Source organism: Nocardiopsis moroccensis, from assembly GCF_055763695.1.
Genome location: NZ_CP199747.1, coordinates 5,524,745 through 5,544,729, shown reverse-complemented (window position 1 = coordinate 5,544,729; position 19,985 = coordinate 5,524,745). Strand labels below are relative to the sequence as shown.

Sequence of the window (19,985 nt, the reverse complement as noted above, 5' to 3'; positions counted from 1 at the left end):
CCTCCCTTCCGGAGGGGCCTTCGTGTGGCTGGTGTGGTAGCAGGGCTGATCACTGGTAGGACCGCCGCTCGTCCGGCGGGGGCACGGTGGCTCCCCGGTACTCGACCGGTACGCCGCCCAGCGGGTAGTCCTTGCGCTGGGGATGGCCGTGCCAGTCGTCGGGCATCTGGATCCGGGTCAGCGCCGGGTGGCCGTCGAAGACCATCCCGAAGAAGTCCCAGGCCTCGCGCTCGTGCCAGTCGTTGGTCGGGTACACCGACACGATCGAGGGCAGGTGCGGGTCGGCGTCGGGGCAGGTGGTGCAGACGCGGATCTCGCTGTTGTGGGTGATCGACCGGAAGTGGTAGACCGCGTGCAGCTCGCGTCCGGCGTCCTCGGGGAAGTGCACCCCGACCACGCCCGTACACAGCTCGTAGCGCAGGGCCGGGTCGTCCCGCAGGACGCGGACCAGTTCCAGCAGCGCCTCGCGGCGCACGTGGAAGGTGATCTCACCGCGGTCGACCTCGACCCGCTCGACCTCGTCCTGCCGACCGATCCCGGTGAGGGCCGCCTCCAGGTCGTCGGCGACCCGGTCGAAGTCCGCGGTGCGCGGGTCGCCGGGGTCGGTGAAGGGGCGCCGGCTGTGGGCGGGAGCGCTCCCCCGCACCTGGAGTCCGCCGAAGCCGGAGGTGTCGCCCGTGGTGTTCGCGCCGAACATGCCGGTGCGCCTGACCGGTGCGGCCAGGCGCTCACGACCGAGCTGGTCGGGGAGGTTCTCCGCGGCCTCGTCGCGCTCGTTCTCGTTGCTCATGTCAGTCCTTGGTCACCAGGGGCAGCGAACGGCGGAGCATGCGCTCCTCGGTCTCGGTGATCTCCTGCTCGCGGTGGGCGCCGAGCTTGGTGTTCTGCACCTTGTCGTGGAGCTTGAGCACGGCGTCCAGGAACATCTCCGGCCGCGGCGGGCAGCCCGGCAGGTACATGTCGACCGGCACGATGTGGTCGACGCCCTGGACGATCGCGTAGTTGTTGAACATGCCGCCGCTGGAGGCGCAGACGCCCATGGCGATGACCCACTTGGGTTCGGGCATCTGGTCGTAGATCTGTCGCAGGACCGGGGCCATCTTCTGGCTGACCCGTCCGGCGACGACCATCAGGTCGGCCTGGCGCGGGGTGGCGCCGAACTTCTCCATGCCGAACCGGGCGAGGTCGTAGTGGGGGCCGCCGACGGACATCATCTCGATGGCGCAGCAGGCCAGACCGAAGGTGGCGGGCCACATCGAACTCTTGCGGGCCAGGCCCACGACCTGTTCGACCGTGGTGAGGGCGACTCCTGCGGGTAGTTTCTCTTCGAGTCCCATCAGCTGCGGACCTCCTCCGGGATGGGCGGCTGGGGCTGGTGTGGCTGGATGCGGGGTGCGCGGGTCGTCCCCGTTCGGGTCAGTCCCATTCGAGGCCCCCGCGGCGCCATTCGTAGGCGTAGGCGATGGAGACGTTCACCAGGAAGAGGATGATCGCGACCAGACCGAACCAGCCCAGGGCGTCGAAGTGCACGGCCCACGGGATGAGGAAGATGATCTCGATGTCGAAGACGATGAACATCATCGCCGTCATGTAGTACTTGACGGTGAAACGGCCGCCGCCCGCGGGCTGCGGAGTGGGTTCGATACCGCACTCGTAGGCCTGCATCTTGGCCCGGTTGTAACGCTTGGGGCCCATGACCGCGCCGGCGACCATCGACACCACGACGAACGCGGCGCCGATCCCACCGAGCACGAATATCGGTGTGTACAGCTCCACGGCTCACCCTCCTCCACTGAATGGCTGGTCGGAGTGCGCGACCGGCAGTCTTGTGAACGTTTTCACGTGCTTCTCGAATCCGTTTCGGCGAGGCCGGGCCGCTCCGGAGAGCGCCGGGGACCCGGTCCCCGCGCCGCGGCGCCCGCCCGGGTCTGCGCGCTTGGCCTCGACCCGCCCGGACGCCAGGGAAAGCCGGGGGTTCCTCGTCCGCGCCCCGCCCGTTCCTCCTGGCGGCCCGGTTCGTCCTGCGGAACCCCGGCGGCGCCCTCGCCTAGGCGGCGGGCGCGATCTTGGTCAGTCCGTTGATGACCCGGTCCATGGCGTCGCCCTTGTTCGGCTCGGTGAGGTTGGCGAGCATCTTCAGGGCGAACTTCATGAGCGTGCGCTGGCGCAGGCCGTACTTGGTCGCGTACTTCATGAACTCGGGCTGGCCGATGACCTTCACGAAGTAGCGGCCGAGCGTGTAGTAGCCGCCGTAGGTGTCCGCCAGCACGTCCGGGTAGTGCAGCAGCGCGCGCTCCCGGGTCTGCTGGGTGGGGCGTCCGTGCGCCTGCACGATCACGTCGGCGGCGATCTGACCGGCCTCCATGGCGTAGGCGATGCCCTCCCCGTTGAAGGGGTTGACCATGCCGCCCGCGTCACCGACCAGCAGCAGGCCGCGCGAGTAGTGCGGGACCCGGTTGAAGCCCATCGGCAGCGCGGCGCCGCGGATGCCGCCCTTCTGGTTCTCCTCGGTGAAGCCCCACTCCTGCGGCATCGAGTCGGTCCACCGGCGCAGGAGCTTGCGGTAGTCCACGTCCTGGAAGGAGGAGGTGGAGTTGAGGATGCCCAGGCCGACGTTGCTGGTGCCGTCGCCGACCCCGAAGACCCAGCCGTAGCCGGGCAGGAGCACGTCCTTCTCACCGCTGCGGTCCCACAGTTCCAGCCAGGACTCCAGGTAGTCGTCCTTGTGGCGGGGGCTCTCGAAGTAGGTGCGCACGGCCACGCCCATGGGGCGGTCGTCGCGCTTGCGGATGCCCATGGCCACGGAGAGCCGGGAGGAGTTCCCGTCGGCGGCGACGACCAGCGGCGCCCGGAAGGTCACCGGTTCGCGGTCGGCGTTCTTGGCGCGCACCCCGACGATGCGGTTGCTGCGCTCGTCCATGAGGGGCCCGGTGACGTTGGTGCGCTCCAGGAGTTTGGCCCCGGCGGCCACGGCCCGGTTGACCAGGATCTGGTCGAAGTCGAAGCGCGTGCGCACGAGTCCGAATCCGGGGTAGGCGGCCAGGTCGGGCCAGGGCAGTTCGAGGCGGACACCCGCGCCGACGATGCGCAGGCCGTGGTTCTTGATCCACCCTTCGTCCTCGAAGGTGATCCCCATGGCGGTGAGCTGTTTCACCGCCCTCGGGGTGAGCCCGTCGCCGCAGACCTTCTCACGGGGGAAGGAGGTCTTCTCCAGGAGGAGGACGTCGAGCCCTGCCTGGGCCAGATAGTAGGCGGTGGTGGAGCCAGAAGGGCCAGCGCCGACGACGATGACGTCGGCGTCGTACTCGATCCGTTCCCGGCCTCTGGGAGAGGAGGTGGCTGTCTCGCTCACGGATGTGTCCTCGACTACTTGCGCGGTACGCCGTGGCGGGTCAGTGCGGGGTCGACCCGCTCACGGGGGGTGTTATGGGACGTTTTGGGACTTCCGACATACCCGACATGGGTCTTGTGTCATACGACTCGTGTGCTTGTGAAGCACTTCACAAGCCTCTTTTCCGCAGTCTAGACCCTCCCGGGCCGGGAGGCGACCCCCGGGGGGCGTTCTTCAAGAAATCGGATATAGCGCCCACAAGGCCACTCATGCGCACCAAAGAGGTCACTCAGTGCTAGAAGTGCAGCTAGTACCACCACAGGAGGCACAAGTGACTCATGAGTAACAAGAAACCCCGAGGAACGGACCGTTCCCCGGGGTTTGAGTTCTTTTTAGTTGAAAGCGAAAGCTTTTGCCCTTTGGGCGTTATGTCGGATTTTACTTCTCTCGGAAACCGCGGTGCAGGGCCACCGTGCCCAGGGTCAGGTTGCGCCAGGCGACCCGCGACCATCCGGCGTCCTGGAGGTACTTCGACAGCTCGGCCTGGTCGGGCCAGGCCATGATCGACTCCGACAGGTAGTCGTAGGCCTCGCTGCGGCCGGAGAAGGCTCCGGCGATCCTCGGCAGGGCCGCCATCAGGTACGTCGAGTAGAGCCTGTCCACGAACTCGACCGGGATGTGGCTGAACTCGCAGATGACCAGGCGGCCGCCGACCCTGGTCACCCGGCGCAGCTCCCGCAGCGCCTGGTCCACGTCGGCGACGTTGCGCAGACCGAAGGAGATCGTCACCGCGTCGAAGGTCTCGTCGGCGAAGGGCAGGGAGAGGGCGTCACCCGCCACGAAGGTCACGCCGCCGCGCGAGGCGCCGCCGCGCCGCCGGGCCCCGTTCTGCAGCATGCCCAGCGAGAAGTCGCAGGCGATCACGCGGGCGCCCTTCCTGATGAAGGACTCCGAGGAGGTACCGGTACCCGCGGCCAGGTCCAGGACCAGCTCGCCGCTGTGGGCGTCGACCGCGTCGACCACGGCGCGCCGCCAGACGCGGTCCTGGCCGAGCGAGATGACGTCGTTGACGAGGTCGTAGTTCTCTGCGATGCCGTCGAACATCGCGGCGACGTCCTGGGGCTTCTTGTCGAGCTTCGCGCGGGTCATGGAAACAGCCTAAGGGGGCCCGGACAGCAGCCCGGACCGGCCTTGTCTCAGACGGGGAACTCCCCCTGCCAGGAGCGCTCCAGCAGGGCACGGGGCAGGTAGTCCGAGCGCACGTCCATCCGGTAGCCCGGGTCGTGGTCGACCCGGTCGAAGGCCAGGCCGGCCAGGCCGAGCAAGCCGAGCGGCAGCACCTGCGCGAGCGGATCCTCCTGCCCCGCCGACCGGGCGTGGTACTCCCCGAACGACTCCAGGCCCCGGACCAGGATCCGTTCGAACTCCTCCGGTTCACCGCCCAGGAAGGCGCGCAGCAGGTCCAGTTGGGGGAAGACCAGCAGATCGAGTTCGAGGGCCGGAAGGTCGGTCCCGGGCTGCCGGGGATCGGACAGTTCCATCGCCGAACGCAGGTACGGGACGAGCCGGTCGTCCCCGTTGACGAGCGCCTGCAGGGCGCCCACCCAGTGGTGGAGGTAGGCCGGATGCGCGGCGGCGCCCCCGGCCTCCCGCAGGCGTTCGACCGGGATACTGGCCAGGTCCCGCACCCGCTTCTCGTCGCGACCGACCAGGGCCAGGAAGAAGGCCCTCGTCCAGGCACTGGCGTCGGCGGCAGCCATCGGCCCGGGCGAGGTCAGGCGACGGTCCTCGTGCTCCACCCGCCACTCGAACTCCGTGCCGCGGGGAGCGGTCCCCAGCGCGACGACGGCGTGGTGGTACTGCGTGGCCAGTACCCAGCTCTCCCAGCCCCAGAGCCAGTCGCAGTCGGGTGCGGCCACGAGGGTCTCCAGCACGGGCCGGTACACCTCGTCCAGACAGGCGCCGGCGGTCGACGGCCGCTCCTGGAGGAGGGCGGCGTAACGGGGCCGCTCGGCCTCGATCTCCTCGATCCGGGCCCGGTCGACGGACACACGGACCGGCGAACGCCTGGGAACGAACACCACGGACTTCACTTCCTCACGGAGTCGGTATGGGCGGGTCGGTCTCAGCCGGGGAACGAACACGGCCCGTGTCGGACCGGCCGGTTCCCGCGCCCGGACGGTCCGGTCCCCCGCCTCACACAACACCCCGACGGGGGCTTGCGCCAGGAAACTCACCCGACCGGCCCGGGCCCCCGGGATCGGAGAGCCGGGATAAGACGAGAACGCCTGATTACCTGGAGTAATTAATCAGCAACAACATGCAATAATGGCGTCTCCGAAACCATCCCGCCATGCGTCGAGGAGAGTCACGTGAACCCGGCCCGATCGTTCGTCGCCCTGACGATGAGCTCTCTGCTCCTGCTTCCGCTGGGGGCCGCGGCCGCCTCACCGGCCTTCGCGGCCCCGCACGAGGGCGTGGTCAGCGAACAACCCGTCCAGTGGACCCCGCACGTCCTGGACGGGACGGTCAAGGACATCCTCCGCCTCGGCGACACCGTGGTGGTGGCCGGGGACTTCGACCGCGTCTCCGACGCCGACGGAAGGCGCACCCACGACCGGTACAACCTGTTCGCGTTCAGGCACGGCAGCGGCGAGGTCCTCCCGGGCTTCGCCCCGGCCGTGGACGGCACCGTCACCTCGCTGGCGGCGGGGCCCGACGGGTCGGTGGTCATCGGCGGCGAGTTCAAGCGGGTCAACGGGGCGGACAGCAGGGGCGTCGCACGAATCGACATGGCCACCGGAAGGACCGTCAGGGGGTTCGACGCCTCGGTGGACAGCGGGAAGGTGCACCGGCTCACCGGCGGCGGGGGCCACGTCTACCTCGGCGGGGACTTCACCGGGGTCAACGGCCAACGGCGCACCGGACTGGCCCGGATCGACACCGCCACCGGGCGGGTCGACCCGTACTTCGCCCCGACCCTCGCCGAGCAGCGGCGCGGCAGCCTGCGCGTCCAGGAGCTCGCGCTGAGCCCGGACGGGGAACGGCTCGCCATCAACGGAACCTTCACCCGGGTGGAGGGGCTGGACCGCCACCAGATCGCCCTGATCGACACCGCGACCGCGTCCCCCACGACCTGGTCGACCTCCGCCTACGAGGCGTCCTGTGACTACTCGGCGATGCACACGTACATGCGGCAGATGGCGTTCTCCCCCGACGGCTCCTACTTCGTGGTGGTGACCGCGGGCGGCCCGAAGATGAAACCCGGCCTGTGCAAGTCGACGGCCCGGTTCGAGAACAACGACACCGCGGGTTCCGAGCCCACCTGGACCAACCTGACCGGCGGGGACTCGCTGTACTCGGTCGAGGTCACCTCGTCGGCCGTCTACGTGGGCGGCCACCAGCGCTGGATGGACAACGAGCAGGGCGCCCTGAACCCGGGCCCCGGGTCGGTGGCCCGGGAGGGCATCGCCGCGGTGGACCCCGGCACGGGGCGGGCCCTGCCCTGGAACCCGGGACGTTCCCGCGGCCACGGCGTGGAGGCGCTGCACGCGACCTCCGACGGCCTCTACGTCGGCAGCGACACCGAGCGCCTCGCCGACGAGTACCACGCGCGGCTGGGGATGTTCCCGGCCCCGTGAGGCACTCTCCCGGCCGAACCGGGGACCGGAGGGGGCTCTCGTCAGTTCCTGGTCTCGGCGGCCCCGGTGCCCTCCGCGGGAGCGGCCTCGGCCCCCTCCGCGCCCTGGGCCTCCAGGAGCTCGTCCTGGATCTCGTCCTCGCGGGCGGCACCGCCGGAGAGCCGGGTGCCGACCGCCCTGTCCTCGCGCTTCTTCGACCAGTCGACGACCGACGCCGACATCTGGTCGCGCCACTTCGAGAGCAGGACGTAGGAGGCGAGCCCGCTGACCACCCACGCGAGGATCAACGCGACCCACGACCTCGCGCCGAAGAGGTAGACGACTCCGAAGGCGCCCGCGAACAGCGCCAGGCGGGCGGCGGTGTAGGTCAGCCAGCTACGCATCAAAAAGCCTCACAACAGACGATTACCTGCACTAGATTGGTCGGCACACCCGCCCACGCATGATCACGCATGTGGTCGGCCGAGTCGCGCGACCACGGTCGAAGGGGTGGCGTTCCGCATCAGGCAGCCCTTACCTCCAGGTTAAGGGTGTGCCTCCGGCGGCACGCACCAGGGCGGGGTGTGTTCCACCGCAGGCCTGGCCGGGCGTGATCGGCACCGGATTCGGATAGTCATGGGATGTTTCCAATCCCGACAGCAGGGCCCGAACATCACGTTCCGATCACATATCTCCCACTCCTCCCCCCAGCGGAGCAATTTCTCCGAAAACTAGGGAGGAAACGGACCAACTCGTGCACACTAGGGGATCAAACGCCCGCCGCCCCCTCAGTCCAGGCGGGCACGATTGGGGGAATGTGAAGGTGGAACGAGCAAGCGAACGCCTGTTGACCCCCGGGGAAGTGGCCTCACTCTTCCGGGTTGATCCCAAGACCGTCACCCGCTGGGCCGCCTCCGGGCGGATCAGCAGCATTCGGACGCCCGGCGGCCACCGCCGTTTCCGGGAGTCCGAGGTACGCGCCCTCCTGCTCGGAGAGCCGAGCGAGAGTACCCCCTGACCGACCGGCGTCCGACACGCCCCCCGACGGCCCCGGACCCGACGATCCGCGCGGTCTCCCGCACCTCTGGGCAGGCGCACCCGGCTGTGCGGAGTCGACAGCAAGAGTAGGCTGGAAGCATGGTGTGGCTCGGTGGCCTGATCACGCTCGTATCGATCGTTCTGTGGGTGTACGCGTTCTTCGACGCGTTGACCACCCCTGCCCAGGAGGCTCGGAACCTTCCGAAGGTCCTGTGGCTGGTCGTCATCGCACTGTTCATGCCCGTCGGCTCGATCCTGTGGCTCTTCCTCGGTCGTCCGCGCAGGCCTGCCTCCGTCGGTGGCACGCCCTCTCCGGAGCAGGCCGCGTCCGTGGACGACCTCGACCCGTCAGACTTCGCCAAGCCCTCGGACAGCCCGCACCCGCTCGGCCCCGACGACGACCCGGAGTTCCTCCGACGCCTCAACCGTCGGATCGACCCGGAGGAGTAGTCCACTCGGTACCGCCGAACGGCACCTGCCGAAGGGCTTCGCAGACAACGGACTGCGGGGGCCGTACCCGGTTCGGGTACGGCCCTCGCCGCCGTTTCCGGTCAGGGACCCCTCGGGCCGGGCCGCCCGGCCGCCGGGCCCGGGTGGCTACAGGAGCCCGGCCCCCACCGACCGGGGCAGCCCCCGTACCGCGTGCACCGGCTCCACCTCGTCCGCCAACTGCGGCACCCAGGTCAGTCCGGTCCCGAGCTGGTCGTCCGGCCGGAGGGCGTTGTGCTCGGCGACCAGGTCGACCGGGGTGAGCCGTCCGGCCCCCTCGGTCAGCAGGACGTTCCCGTGCTCCACGATGTCGGTGCCGCCCCAGTTGCGCAGCAGCTCACCGGCCCCGATCCCGTCGTGGAGGTCGAAGATGTTGTTCTCCGCATACAGGTGCGACTCCTTTCCCACCCCCAGGCTGTAGCCGAAGAGCTCCGGGTCCCGGACCGTGTAGTAGTTGTTGTGCACGTGCACCTGTCCGTAGCGCACACGCGGTGCCCGCTCCCCCAGGCCGTCGAAGTGGTTGTGGCGCCAGGTCACCCGCAGGTAGCCCCGGTCGGTGGTACGGCCGTCGCTGTTGCCCAGCAGCATCGCCTTGTCCCGGCCCTCGAAGTGGTTCCGGGAGACCGTGACGAGGTCGGTGGCGCGCACGATGTCGAGCAGACCGTCGTGCACCTCGTACTTGCGGCCGAAGTACTCGGGGAGTTCGCTGCCGGGGTTGTCGCCGTCGTCGAAGGTGTTGTGGTCCACCCACACGTTGGTGGATCCGGAGACCTCGACCTGGTCGTACTCGGAGTTCCAGTTGCCGGTGCCCCCGTCGCCCGGGTCCCAGCCGGGGAAGCAGTCGTACGCGTCGGAGAAGGTGAGGTTGCGCAGGATGACGTTGTCCGCGTTGTGGACCCTCAGGTTCATCCCGGTGATGGTGGCGTCGTCCCCCACCCCCACGATGGTGGTGTTGGAACCGACCCCGACCCGGATCTGTTCGGCCTGCACGGCCGACGAGGCGATCCGGGCCTCCTCCAGCGGGCCCTCTGGATCCCTCCAGCCCCAGGTGTCCGGGTCGTACTCGGCTAGGTAGTCCTCCTGGGTGTAACCGTCCACCGCGTAGTCCTCGCAGCTCAGGGCTGTCCCGTCCGGGGCGGTGTTGGCGTCGATGACGCCCTCGACGTAGACGATCACCGGGGTGTCGCCGTCCCGCTCGCCCACCGCCGCACGGAACTCCGCCATGGTGGAGACCCGGTGGACGTCCTCCGGGACCGCCTCGGAACCGCCGGTCGTCCCGTTGCCCGCCGACCCCCAGCCGTCGCCCTCGGGCAGGGTCTGGCGGCCGATGCCGCGGGGATCCCCGACCGGGTCGGCCGCGGCCGGGGCGAGGGTGGTGGCGACCAGCGCGGTGGCCAGGGCCAGAGGTGGGACGAACCTGCGCATCTGTCTGCTCCTTGGTCGGGGGTCCTGAGCACATGCCTGCAAACGTTTGCAAGTATCTCTCTGAATTTGTCGCCCCCGTCAACCCTTCTTCGACCGCGTTCCGACTGGAAAAAGATGGAAAAACAGTCGTTGGGCCAGTGGGAATGACAAACAGGACGTGTGCCGACCGGGCTGACATCCGACAAACGATTGCCGTATTGTCGAGGCAGCGAGAACAGTCGGCGGAACGGAGGCCCCGGTGGCCGTCACCATCAGGGACGTGGCACGGGTGAGCGGGGTGCACGTCTCCACCGTCTCGCGTACCCTCTCCGCGGCCCACCTGGTCAGGCCGGACACCCGCGCCCGGGTGCTGGCGGCCGCGGACGCGCTCGGCTACCGGCCCAACCGCGCCGCCAGGGCCCTGTCCACCAGTAGGACCGGCAACCTCGGGCTGATCGTCGCCGACATTGCCAACCCGTTCTTCCCGCCGCTGGTCAAGTCCGCCCAGGCCCAGGCCAGGGAACGCGACTACCACGTCTTCGTCGCCGACACCGACGAACGGCCGGAGGTGGAGGAGGAACTGGTCCGGTCCATGGCCAAGCAGGTGGACGGTGTCCTGTTGGTCGCGCCCCGGCTGGCGAACCGCGTCATCGCCGAGCTCTCCCGCGAGCTCCCGCTGGTCGTCGTCAACCGGCGGCTCCGCGGGGTCCCGGGGGTTGTGATGGACGTCGGTTCCGGCGCCCGCCAGGCCCTCGATCACCTCCTCGGGCTGGGCCACCGGGAGATCGCCCTGGCGACGGGGCCGCACACGGCCTGGACCAGTCGGGAGATCGAACGCGCCGCCGAGGGACTCGCCGCCGAACGGGGGGTGCTGCTCCAGCGGGTCGGCCCCAACCCACCGACGGAGGAGGGCGGCCGGTCCGCCGCCGAGGAGGTCGCGGCCAGCGGGGCGAGTGCCGTGCTGGCCCACAACGACCTGATGGCCTTCGGCCTGGTCAGGCAGGCTGCCGAGCTGGGCCTGTCGGTACCCGGCGACCTGAGCGTGGTCGGCGTGGACAACAGCCACGTGGCCCAGTACTGCAGTCCGGCCCTGACCACGGTGGAGATGCCGGTGTCGGCCGCCGGGCGCGGAGCCGTCGACCTGCTGCTCCAGGCCGTGGACGCCGGGGGTCCCCCCGGGACGGTCTCGTTGGACACCGGTCTGGTCGTACGCGAGTCGACCGCGCCGCCCCGAGGGGTCGGCGCGGTCGACTGAGTCCGTGTGGCCCGGTGACCGGTCAGGCGTAGGAGTGCAGTCCGCTGAACATGTAGTTCACGGCGAAGAAGTTGAACATGACGGTCAGGAAACCGATCACGTTGATCCACGTCGCCTTCGGACCGCGCCATCCGCCCGTGGCCCGGGCGTGCAGGTAGGCGGCGTAGACCACCCAGGTGATGAAGGACCAGACCTCCTTGGGGTCCCAGCCCCAGAACCGGCCCCACGCCTCGTCGGCCCAGATGGAACCGGCGATGACGCCGAAGGTCCACAGCGGGAAGGCGAACAGGATGAACCGGTGCGAGATGCGGTCGAGCAGCTCGGAGCTGGGCAGGCGGCCGGCGATACCGGCGACCTTCTCCCCCAGGGCGCGTTTGGCCTCGGCCCGGTGCGCGACCAGGTAGGTGACACCCGTGACACCGGAGACCATGAAGGCCCCGCCCGCGATGATCACGGCGGTCACGTGGATCGGGACCCAGTAGGAGTGGAGCGCGGGGATCAGCGGGCCCGGGTCGACGTACAGCCAGCGAACCCCGATGCCCAGCAGGAGCAGCACCGGGACGAGCACGAAGGCGCCGAGGAAGCGGGCCTGGTAGCGCCAGGAGGCGTAGAGCAGCGCACCGACGGCCACCAGGCACATCGCCACGACGAACTCGAACATGTTGCCCCAGGGCCAGCGGCCCGCGGCCAGCCCCCGGGTGACGACCTGCGCGACGCTGAACACGAAACCCAGCGCGGTCACGCCCAGGGCGATCCTGCCCAGAACGCTCTGGGAGGCCTGGGCCACGCCCTCCGAGGTGCGGACCTCGACCTCGATGTCGCCGTCGTCGGCGTTCTCGACGGCCCCGGCGCCCACCGGCATGAGCCGGCCGGCCCTGAGCCTGGTGCGTCGTCCGTAGGCGGCCTCGATGGCGAAGAGGAACAGTGCGGCCGCGTACGTCACGATCATCGCGATGATCAACGTGTCACTGGCCGACGCCATCGTCTCGTTCACCGGTCCGGCGAGTGTGTACGTCACCGGTCACTCCCTCTTGTCGTCGACTCTGGCGGGTCGGATGGTGTGCGGGGGTTGTCGTCGGACTCGCTCCGGAGCCGTCCGGCAAGCTGTTTGGTGATCTCGTGGAACTCGGAGTTGTCACCGGCCGCCTCGGTTTTGCCGAGCCCGGCCAGCTCCACCCGGGTGCGGCCGTCCGCTCCCCTGGTGGCGCGCACCCACACCCGGCGCGGGCGCACGAAGAGGGTGAGGAGCAGACCGGCCACGGCCGTGGTGGCCGCGCCCAGGGCGGGCAGCCGGGCCCCGTCCCGGTTGCTCTGGAGGGTGGCGTACTGCTTGTACCCCTTGAAGGTGACCGAACCGGCCTCCTCGGGCAGTTCCCAGGTGTCGCCGACGGCCATCACGGGTGATTCGCCGAGCTCCTCCATCCCCGTGGTCTGGAGCTGGTAGACCGACTGCGGTTCGGACATCCCCAAATCGCCCCGGTAGGCCTCCAGGGTCACCGCGGGGTTCTCCGGTCCGGGGAAGGTGGAGGTCAGTTCGCCCTCGGCGTCCTCGGCGGCCGTGGGCAGGAAGACCCCGACGAGACCGATCTCCTCGCCGCCGGTGTCCGGGACCTTGATGACACCGTCGGAGGTGTAGCTCCTGGTCTCGCGGTGCAGGAACGGAACCGCTTGGTCGAAGACCACGTCGCCGTCGGCGTTGCGGACCTCGAACTCCGGGGCGTAACCGTGCCCGAGCAGGTAGACCTGGACGCCGTCCACGCTCAGCGGGTGGTTCACCTCCAGCCTGTGCTGCTGCTCCGGCGCCCCGGGAGCCTCCTTGTAGGTGACCTCGGCGACGTAGGACTCGGCCTGCCCGCGCAGGTCGCCCTCCTCGATGAAACTGGCCTCGAAGCTGTCGAGGTGCATCGTGAAGGGCTCGAACTGGTCGGTGTCGGTCCAGTGGCCCGGGTAGACGGCGTCGTAGGACGGCAGCGTGTTGGCGAACCCGTCGCCCTCGACGATCAGCATGTTGCCGCGGTAGCCGAAGAACGCCCCGGCCGCGAGGGCCAGCAGCAGGGCGAGCAGGGCGAGGTGGAACAGCACGTTCCCGACCTCGCGCAGGTAGCCGGTCTCCGCGGAGACCGAGTCCCCGTACCGTTCGGTCCGGTACCCCCGGAGTACTCCGCCGACCCGCTCCAGTGCGACCTCGGGTGAGGCGTCGGTGCTGAACCGGGCCACGTAGGGCATCCGGCCGAGGTTGCGCGGGGTGGGCACCGGCCGTGCCCGGACCGCCTTGGCGTGCACGAGGGCGCGCGGGAGCACGCACCCGGCCAGGGAGACGAAGAGCAGCAGGTAGATCGCGCCGTACCAGGGCGAGGAGAAGACGTCGAAGAGGTAGAGGCGGTCCAGCCAGGGCGCCAGCTCCGGGTTCTCCCGGAAGTAGGTGCTCACCTCGTCGACGCTGACCACGTTCTGCGGCAGGATCGAGCCGGGGATCGCCCCCAGCGCCAGCAGGAAGAGCAGGATCAGGGCGGTGCGCATCGAGGTGAGGGTGCGCCAGACCCAGCGCGCCCAGCCGATGGCGCCCAGGCCCCTGGGCCGGTTCCCGGGGGATGGTCCCCCGGACGTGTTCTCCGAGTTCTCGGACGTGGTCGTGGTCAAGTCAGATCACCGTCTGGAAGTTTGCGGCCCAGCCCTGCATGGCGATGGTCATCTGTGTCCAGAGGCCGGTCACCATGGCGAGGCCGACCAGGACGAGCATGACACCGCCGAACACCGTGACCGCGCGGGTGTGGCGCTTGAGCCATCCGAACGCGTGCAACGCGCGCCGGTAGAGCAGCGAGGCGAGGATGAACGGCAGCCCCAGCCCGACGCAGTAGACGAGGGACAGGAGCATCCCCCGGCCGGCGCCCCCCTCGACGAAGGCGAGGGTCTGGACGGCGGCCAGGGTGGGTCCGATGCACGGGGTCCAGCCCAGGCCGAAGAGGACGCCGAGCAGGGGCGCCCCGGCCAGCCCGGCGCGGGGCAGGCGGTGGAAACGGAACTCGCGGCCGAACCCCGGCAGGAGGCCCATGAAGGCCAGGCCGAGGACGACGGTGAGCGCACCGAGCACCCGGGTGACGGGGTCGGTGTAGTCCATGAGGAGGTCGCCGAGCCAACCGATGAATCCGCCGACCGCGACGAAGACGAAGCTGAACCCCGCGATGAACAGGATGCTGCCGGTGACCATCGTCCACCGGCGCTGCGCGAGCTCGGTGTCGATGTCGGCGACCGTACGGGTGGCCGCGGCGCCGCCCCCTCCGACCGCGTCGTTCTCCTCCCGTTCGCGGACCTGGGTTCCGCTCATGCCGGACACGTACGACAGGTAGCCGGGGACGAGCGGGAGCACACAGGGTGAGAGGAAGGAGACCAGTCCGGCGGCGAGGGCGAGGGGCGCGGCCAGGAGGAGGGAGCCGGTCAGGACGGTGGTGCCGATCGGGTCCATCAGTCGTCGTCCCCGTCCGGAGCGCCCTCGGCGGCGTCCTGGTCGGTCTCCTCGGCGGTCTCCGGGGCCTCCTCGGCGCCCTCGCCGTAGCCCTCCTGCTCGGAGACGCGGGGACGCTCCTCCGGGTCGCCGAAGTCGAACTCGACCACCAGCGGGTCGAGGAGGCCGGTGAGCTGACCGTAGGTGGTGGGGCCGATGACGCGGGCGGCGATGTTGCCGTCGGGGTCGATGACCAGGGTGCTGGGGATCGCCCGGGGCGGGACGGTGTCCCGGAAGGCCTGCGGGATCTCTCCGGGCTGGTCGTACAGGCTCGGGTAGGGCACGTCCTTGTTGTCGGTGTAGGCCAGAGCGGCGGTCTCGTCGTCCTTGATGTTCACACCGAGGAAGTCCACCCCGAGGCCGCCGTACTCGGTGTACACCTCGTCCAGGACGGGCTGTTCGGCCCGGCAGGGGCCGCACCAGCTGGCCCACACGTTGAGCACGAGGATCTCGCCCGAGTAGTCGCTCAGGGAGATTTCGTCGCCGTCGAAGGTGGTCCCGGTGATCTCGGGAACCGCTTCGCGCTCGCCGGTCTCGAAGACGGTGGCGCTGCCGTCACCGGAGATGAACCGGTCCTCCTCGCCGCCGGACTCGATCTCGTTGCCTCCGGCGCAGCCGGACAGGGCGAGGACGGCGGCCAACGCCGCGGCCGACAGGCGCGGCACGGCACGGCGGCGTCGTGTACCTGCGCTGGTACTGGGCATCGAGGGGACCTCGCGAACGCGGTGTGAACAGGGCGGACTACAACAACGACAAAGTGTAGTAGATGCCCTGGGGACCGCTCGGCCGCCCCGGCGCAAGGGCGCGGAGCGGCACTCGGCGAGGTGGACCCCTTACGGGGGCGATGTCGGGGAGTCACCGCCCCCTGATGATCGGCGGACCGGGCGCTGGGCGTGTGGGCCCCGCACCCGGGTCCGGCCCGGCCCTGTCAACCAGCCTCGACGAAAGCCTCGCGGAGGTAGTCGTGCACGGCTCGCTCGGGTACCCGGTAGGAACGCCCCACACGGATCGCGGGGAGAACTCCCGAGTGCACCATTCGGTAAACGGTCATCTTGGACACACGCATGATCGTGGCGACCTCCGCCACGGTCAAGAACCTGACCTCTTCGAGAGGCGGCTTGCTCCCGTTCATCTTCCGACGCCCTCATTCCCGGACGTGAGCATTTGTCTACCGTTCAGCCCTGGCGTGCCCGGAAGTGGTTGGGCGACCCCGGAAACTGTGCCCGTCCCACCGACACGCCAGCGTGTCGTGCTGTCACTACTGACACGTCCGTTTTCAGAGTAGAGCCGAGTTCCCGTCTACGGAAGGTCGTTTTTGCTGTCTTCGGAGCCACACGTTGACCACGGGTCAGATGAGGTTTAACGGTGGGTATAAATGGTCGGCCCTACTCAGACAAGGCCCGCGCGGGCCAGGACGTAATCGCGCAGCGGGGCGTAGTCCTCGGGCAGATAACCATCGTCCAAAGGCACCGTGACCAGTAGTTTTCCCTCGTGTTCAGCGAGAAAGAGCGCGGGGTCGTTGCAGTCGGCGAAGCCCATCGTGGGCACCCCCGCCTCCGCCGCGGCCCCCGCGAACCCGTGGTCCGCGATGACCAACTGCGGCCATGGCTCGTCCCGGTCGGTGAGCTCCGCCAGGATGGCCCGCATGGCGAAGGGGTGGTGGCTGTGTCGGGGGAGGTGCCCGTCCGTCACCAGCGCCACCTCGTCCCGCCAGACCACGATTCGGCGGTTGGGCGGCCGTTCCGTGGTCACCTCGTAGGAGTAGCCCCCCGCCGCGGTGATGACCTTGCACCCGCGGCCGGACAGGGCGTCCTTCCAGTCCCGGTAGGTCTCCCGGAGGTTGCGTGGGTGGCCGGTGGCGAACATGACCGTCTCCTGGCGCTCGGCGGCCAGTGCGAACCGGTCCGCGAGGGCCTCCAGGGCGTCGATGGTCAGGTCCGGGTCGATCGTGTCGATCCCCCAGACGTACTCCTCGTCCCCCACCACACCGCAGCGCTTGTTCATCAGGGCGAGGACCTCCGAGACGGTCCAGTCCTGGGAGAAGGTCAGCCCGAACTGGTGGTACGGGTCCTTCTGCACGAGTCTCCGGTAGTGACGCAGGTTGTTCTGCCGTGGGGTGTCGACGTGCCCCGCAATCCCCGTGCGAACCAGATAGGTGATGAGTTCAGCGCGTGTCGGCGGCGTCACCTGCGTTCCCCTTCCTCGTCAGCGCGGCGAGCTTTGCGAAACGCCGCGCGACCGCCACGACGTCGACTCCTGTTCGCCCGGTATTCATCCTCTTCCTACCCGCTGAACGCGCGCCACGCGGCGATCCGGGATATTTCACCGGGGTGTGACCGGACGGGCCGGCCCGACGCCGCCCGGGGCCCCGGTCAGGGGCCGACCCGGCCGGGTTCAGAGGGTCGGGTCGATTCCGTGGCTGGGGAAGACGGCGGTGCGGGTGGCGTGGATGGCCCGGTCCACGGGGTCGCCGGGGTCGTACCCGCGCTCGAAGGGCGTGAAGGAGACCTCGCGGCCGTCGGTCATGTAGAGCGGGGCCAGTTCACCGGTGCGCCGGCGCACGAAGTCGCGCCACCCCTGCGGGGTCTCCCGCTCCGGGTCCACGGGTGAACCCGCGGCCTCGGCCAGCAGGTGGGTCCAGGCCCTGGGTACGACGTGGACGAGTCCGTAGCCGCCGCCCCCGAACAGCAGCCATCGGCCGCCCGCGGTCTTGCGCGCCAGCCTGTGCAGCTCCTCGTAGGCCCGGCGCTGGCCGTCCACGCTCAGCGTCAGGTTGGCCAGGGGGTCGAGGGCGTGGGTGTCGCAGCCCTGCTGGGTCACCAGGATCTCGGGCTGGAACTCGTGCAGGAGCGGCGGGACGACCGCGTCGAAGGCGCGGTGCCAGCCGGTGTCGCCGGTCCCGGCGGGCAGGGCGACATTGACCGCGTACCCCTCCGCGCCCGGTCCGCCGACCTCCGAGGCGTGGCCGGTGCCGGGGAAGAGGGTCGCCGGGGACTCGTGGAGGCTGATGGTGAGGACCCGCGGGTCGTTGTAGAAGGCGTTCTGGACGCCGTCGCCGTGGTGGACGTCCACGTCGACGTAGGCGACGCGCTTGGCGCCCTGTTCCAGGAGCCAGGCGATGGCCAGCGCGGGGTCGTTGTAGACGCAGAACCCCCACGCGTTGCCGTGCATGGCGTGGTGGAGGCCGCCGGCGATGTTGGCGGCGTGCGCGCTCCGACCGGTCCACACGGCCTCGGCCGCGGCCACCGAGGCACCGGAGATCAGGGCGGAGGCCTCGTGCATGTCACGGAAGACCGGGTTGTCCGCGGTCCCGAGCATGTGGGCGTCGTCCGGCTCCAGGGTCCGGCCCGCCCGTTTGACCGCCTCGATGTAGGAGGGGTCGTGCACCAGGGAGAGGAGTTCGTCGGAGGCCGGCTCGACGTCCAGCAGGTCGACCCCCGCCCCGTCGAAGACCCCGAGTTCGCGGCTGAGCGCCATGGTCAGCTCGACTCGGATCGGTGCCATCGGGTGCTGCGGACCGAAGTCGTAGGCGGTGAGTCCGTCGTCCCATGCCACCCGAAGCGAGCAGGACGTGCGCCCTCCCATGTGGTGACCCCCGTTCCAGGTGTGCGTGCTCCGAAGCACACAGTACGCAAGGCCGCAGCGGGGGCAGAACCCCGGGGCGTCCGATCTCCGGGGAAGGACGAGGGCCCCGGCGTGAAGGGGTGCTTCACGCCGGGGCCCGGGCCGTGGTCCGTCGGCGCCCTGCGGGGCCGGCGGGAGGAGGGGTCTCGGGTCAGTCCGCCTCACCGCGGTAGAAGCAGTCGGCGTAGACCTCCCCGGCCTTCATGTCGACGTTGCCGTGCAGGGGACGGTCGAACAGGTTCTCGGTCGAGCCGATCACGATCCGGTACTTGCCCGGGTCCAGCTTCAGGTCCATGGCGTTGGGATCGCTCATGCAGGACGTGTCGGTCGGCGGGGAGGAGACGTCGCAGTCCTCACAGGGCTCGATGATGACCTCCCCGTGCACCGCGTCCGGGCCCACGTAGAGGAAGCGCATCTCCTCGTCGGTGTAGTTCACGTACTCGACGGAGACCTTGTCGCCGCCGCCGGTGCTGTAGGCGACCGCGTCGAGGTCGCTCTCGCCGAGAAGGACCGCGGTGTCCATCTCCTCCTCGATCCGGCCCGCCCCGACGTGCCGGACCAGGTCCTCGACCTCGTCGGCCTCGTGGTCCGGGTACTCGGCGGAAAGGAAGTCCGCGCGCGCCTCGGCGTCGTCGAAGTCGCCCGCGTCGACCTGGGCCCAGCCGCACTTGAGAGCGGCGTCGGGACGCTCCTCCTCGATACGGTCGGCGATCTCGGGGGCCGCGTCCCAGCTGAGGTCGTCGAACATCCCGATCTGGTCGGAGGCCGAACACCAGCTCTCCGCGGAGTAGTCGCCGGTCGCCAGGTCGTACAGGTCGTTCAGGGCGGCGGGGACCTCGGCGGCGGCCGGGGTGTCGGAGAAGTCCTCGGCGACGAAGGCGTAGGTCTCCTGGGCCTGCCGGAAGGTCTCCCTGACCTCCTCGGTCACCTCGCCGCTGTAGAGCTCGTCCGCGTCGGCCGCGAGCTGGGAGGCGTAGTCGAGGTGGATGTCGGCGATGCTGCCGTCGGTGTCCTCCCAACGGGAGGCCTCGTGCGCGAAGTAGTCGCTGTAGGACTCCAGCGCGTGGTCGAAGGCCTCGTTGTCCACGTCGGACTGGGCCCGGCTCAGGATCTGGCAGGCCTCGCTGCCGGAGCGCGCCCGGTCCATCAGCGACGGTGACATGGAGAGTTGGAATCCGCTCTCCACCTGGCCGTAGACGTCAATGGCGGTGTCGCAGTCGCCGCGCGCGTGGGCGGCGTCGGCCACGCGGAGCCGCCACTCGCCGGTCTGCCAGACGCCGAGGAGCGAGACGACCATCACCAGGGCGAGGCAGGCCGCCAGCACGAGCGTCATGGGTTTGGCCGGGGGCTGTTCGCCCCGGGCCAGGAGGCGCCGGTCGTGGGCCCGACCCGCGAAAAGGCCGTGGACGGCTGTGATCAGGATCCAGACCAGGATCGCCGGAGCCCAGACGAGCAGGTCGTCGGCGGCGCCCATGATGGCGGCGGTGACCAGCAGGCCGAGTGTGACGGCCAGGTTGATCCCGAAGAACACCCAGCTACGCAGGTAGAAGTAGCCCGCGCCGACGCCGGACAGGTTCATCAGGGCTGCGCGCAGGCCGGACTTCGACTTGAAGAGGCCGAGCGGGGGCAGGGGCGGCGGTGGCGGCGGTCCACCGAACTGGCCCGGGGGCGGCCCGCCGGGGGGCATCCCACCCGGAGGCATCCCACCGGGGGGCATTCCGC

At 69.7% G+C, this 19,985-nt stretch carries 20 protein-coding genes; 4 read left to right on the top strand and 16 right to left on the bottom strand.

The window, feature by feature from the left end; all coding sequences use genetic code 11:
* Window positions 1-49 precede the first annotated feature (49 nt).
* The 6 genes from ACUKCB_RS24515 to ACUKCB_RS24490 form a co-directional block, all read right to left on the bottom strand.
* Window positions 50-790, bottom strand: a complete 741-nt coding sequence (locus ACUKCB_RS24515) for an NADH-quinone oxidoreductase subunit C (protein ID WP_473037947.1) — start codon at window positions 788-790, stop codon at window positions 50-52.
* A gap of 1 nt (window position 791) precedes the next feature.
* A complete protein-coding gene (locus ACUKCB_RS24510; RefSeq protein WP_191266930.1) occupies window positions 792-1,337 on the bottom strand; it encodes a NuoB/complex I 20 kDa subunit family protein in 546 nt (181 codons plus the stop codon).
* Window positions 1,338-1,416: 79 nt separating this feature from the next.
* On the bottom strand, window positions 1,417-1,776 hold the full coding sequence (locus ACUKCB_RS24505; protein WP_191266932.1) for an NADH-quinone oxidoreductase subunit A: 360 nt from the start codon (window positions 1,774-1,776) through the stop codon (window positions 1,417-1,419).
* Window positions 1,777-2,047: 271 nt separating this feature from the next.
* A complete protein-coding gene (locus ACUKCB_RS24500; protein WP_473037946.1) occupies window positions 2,048-3,352 on the bottom strand; it encodes a geranylgeranyl reductase family protein in 1,305 nt (434 codons plus the stop codon).
* A 417-nt stretch (window positions 3,353-3,769) separates the two neighbouring features.
* A complete protein-coding gene (locus tag ACUKCB_RS24495) occupies window positions 3,770-4,480 on the bottom strand; it encodes a demethylmenaquinone methyltransferase (protein ID WP_473037945.1) in 711 nt (236 codons plus the stop codon).
* 47 nt (window positions 4,481-4,527) lie between these two features.
* Window positions 4,528-5,415 (bottom strand): immunity 49 family protein, encoded by an 888-nt coding sequence (locus ACUKCB_RS24490; protein WP_473037944.1) that lies wholly within the window; start codon window positions 5,413-5,415, stop codon window positions 4,528-4,530.
* Between the two features lie 288 nt (window positions 5,416-5,703).
* Here ACUKCB_RS24490 and ACUKCB_RS24485 point away from each other — a divergent pair, with 288 nt between their 5' ends.
* Window positions 5,704-6,972, top strand: a complete 1,269-nt coding sequence (locus ACUKCB_RS24485) for a hypothetical protein (RefSeq protein WP_473037943.1) — start codon at window positions 5,704-5,706, stop codon at window positions 6,970-6,972.
* Window positions 6,973-7,013: 41 nt separating this feature from the next.
* Here ACUKCB_RS24485 and ACUKCB_RS24480 read toward each other — a convergent pair whose 3' ends face one another.
* Window positions 7,014-7,355: a DUF4229 domain-containing protein gene (locus ACUKCB_RS24480; RefSeq protein WP_473037942.1), complete on the bottom strand. Its 342-nt coding sequence runs from the start codon at window positions 7,353-7,355 to the stop codon at window positions 7,014-7,016.
* A 413-nt stretch (window positions 7,356-7,768) separates the two neighbouring features.
* Here ACUKCB_RS24480 and ACUKCB_RS24475 point away from each other — a divergent pair, with 413 nt between their 5' ends.
* Together ACUKCB_RS24475 and ACUKCB_RS24470 are read left to right on the top strand one after the other, a co-directional pair.
* Window positions 7,769-7,969 (top strand): BldC family transcriptional regulator, encoded by a 201-nt coding sequence (locus ACUKCB_RS24475; protein ID WP_017535950.1) that lies wholly within the window; start codon window positions 7,769-7,771, stop codon window positions 7,967-7,969.
* A gap of 119 nt (window positions 7,970-8,088) precedes the next feature.
* Complete coding sequence (locus ACUKCB_RS24470) at window positions 8,089-8,439, top strand: PLD nuclease N-terminal domain-containing protein (protein WP_191266948.1); 351 nt, start codon at window positions 8,089-8,091, stop codon at window positions 8,437-8,439.
* 147 nt (window positions 8,440-8,586) lie between these two features.
* Here the strand turns inward: ACUKCB_RS24470 and ACUKCB_RS24465 are convergent, their stop codons facing one another.
* A complete protein-coding gene (locus tag ACUKCB_RS24465) occupies window positions 8,587-9,903 on the bottom strand; it encodes a pectate lyase family protein (RefSeq protein ID WP_473037941.1) in 1,317 nt (438 codons plus the stop codon).
* Between the two features lie 238 nt (window positions 9,904-10,141).
* On the opposite strand from ACUKCB_RS24465, the gene ACUKCB_RS24460 reads away from it, so the two are divergent.
* Entirely contained in the window at window positions 10,142-11,137 is a 996-nt protein-coding gene (locus tag ACUKCB_RS24460) for a LacI family DNA-binding transcriptional regulator (protein ID WP_473037940.1), read from the top strand.
* Between the two features lie 22 nt (window positions 11,138-11,159).
* On the opposite strand, the gene ccsB is transcribed toward ACUKCB_RS24460, so the two are convergent.
* From ccsB to ACUKCB_RS24420, 8 genes are all read right to left on the bottom strand, one after another.
* Window positions 11,160-12,155, bottom strand: a complete 996-nt coding sequence (gene ccsB / locus ACUKCB_RS24455; protein WP_473037939.1) for a c-type cytochrome biogenesis protein CcsB — start codon at window positions 12,153-12,155, stop codon at window positions 11,160-11,162.
* Window positions 12,152-13,777, bottom strand: a complete 1,626-nt coding sequence (gene resB, locus ACUKCB_RS24450) for a cytochrome c biogenesis protein ResB (RefSeq protein WP_473037938.1) — start codon at window positions 13,775-13,777, stop codon at window positions 12,152-12,154. The genes ccsB and resB overlap by 4 nt, the downstream gene beginning before the upstream one ends.
* A 1-nt stretch (window position 13,778) precedes the next feature.
* Complete coding sequence (locus ACUKCB_RS24445) at window positions 13,779-14,600, bottom strand: cytochrome c biogenesis CcdA family protein (RefSeq protein WP_473037937.1); 822 nt, start codon at window positions 14,598-14,600, stop codon at window positions 13,779-13,781.
* Window positions 14,600-15,343 (bottom strand): TlpA family protein disulfide reductase, encoded by a 744-nt coding sequence (locus ACUKCB_RS24440; protein WP_473037936.1) that lies wholly within the window; start codon window positions 15,341-15,343, stop codon window positions 14,600-14,602. The genes ACUKCB_RS24445 and ACUKCB_RS24440 overlap by 1 nt, the downstream gene beginning before the upstream one ends.
* Window positions 15,344-15,567: 224 nt before the next feature.
* On the bottom strand, window positions 15,568-15,771 hold the full coding sequence (locus ACUKCB_RS24435) for a helix-turn-helix domain-containing protein (protein ID WP_013155995.1): 204 nt from the start codon (window positions 15,769-15,771) through the stop codon (window positions 15,568-15,570).
* 257 nt (window positions 15,772-16,028) lie between these two features.
* Window positions 16,029-16,826, bottom strand: a complete 798-nt coding sequence (locus ACUKCB_RS24430; protein WP_473037935.1) for a phosphatase — start codon at window positions 16,824-16,826, stop codon at window positions 16,029-16,031.
* A gap of 207 nt (window positions 16,827-17,033) precedes the next feature.
* Window positions 17,034-18,194 (bottom strand): acetoin utilization protein AcuC, encoded by a 1,161-nt coding sequence (locus ACUKCB_RS24425; protein WP_473041122.1) that lies wholly within the window; start codon window positions 18,192-18,194, stop codon window positions 17,034-17,036.
* Between the two features lie 220 nt (window positions 18,195-18,414).
* Window positions 18,415-19,950 carry a DUF1109 domain-containing protein gene (locus tag ACUKCB_RS24420; protein ID WP_473037934.1) on the bottom strand — a complete coding sequence of 512 codons (1,536 nt, stop codon included), beginning with the start codon at window positions 19,948-19,950 and terminating at the stop codon, window positions 18,415-18,417.
* Between the last annotated feature and the right edge of the window lie 35 nt (window positions 19,951-19,985).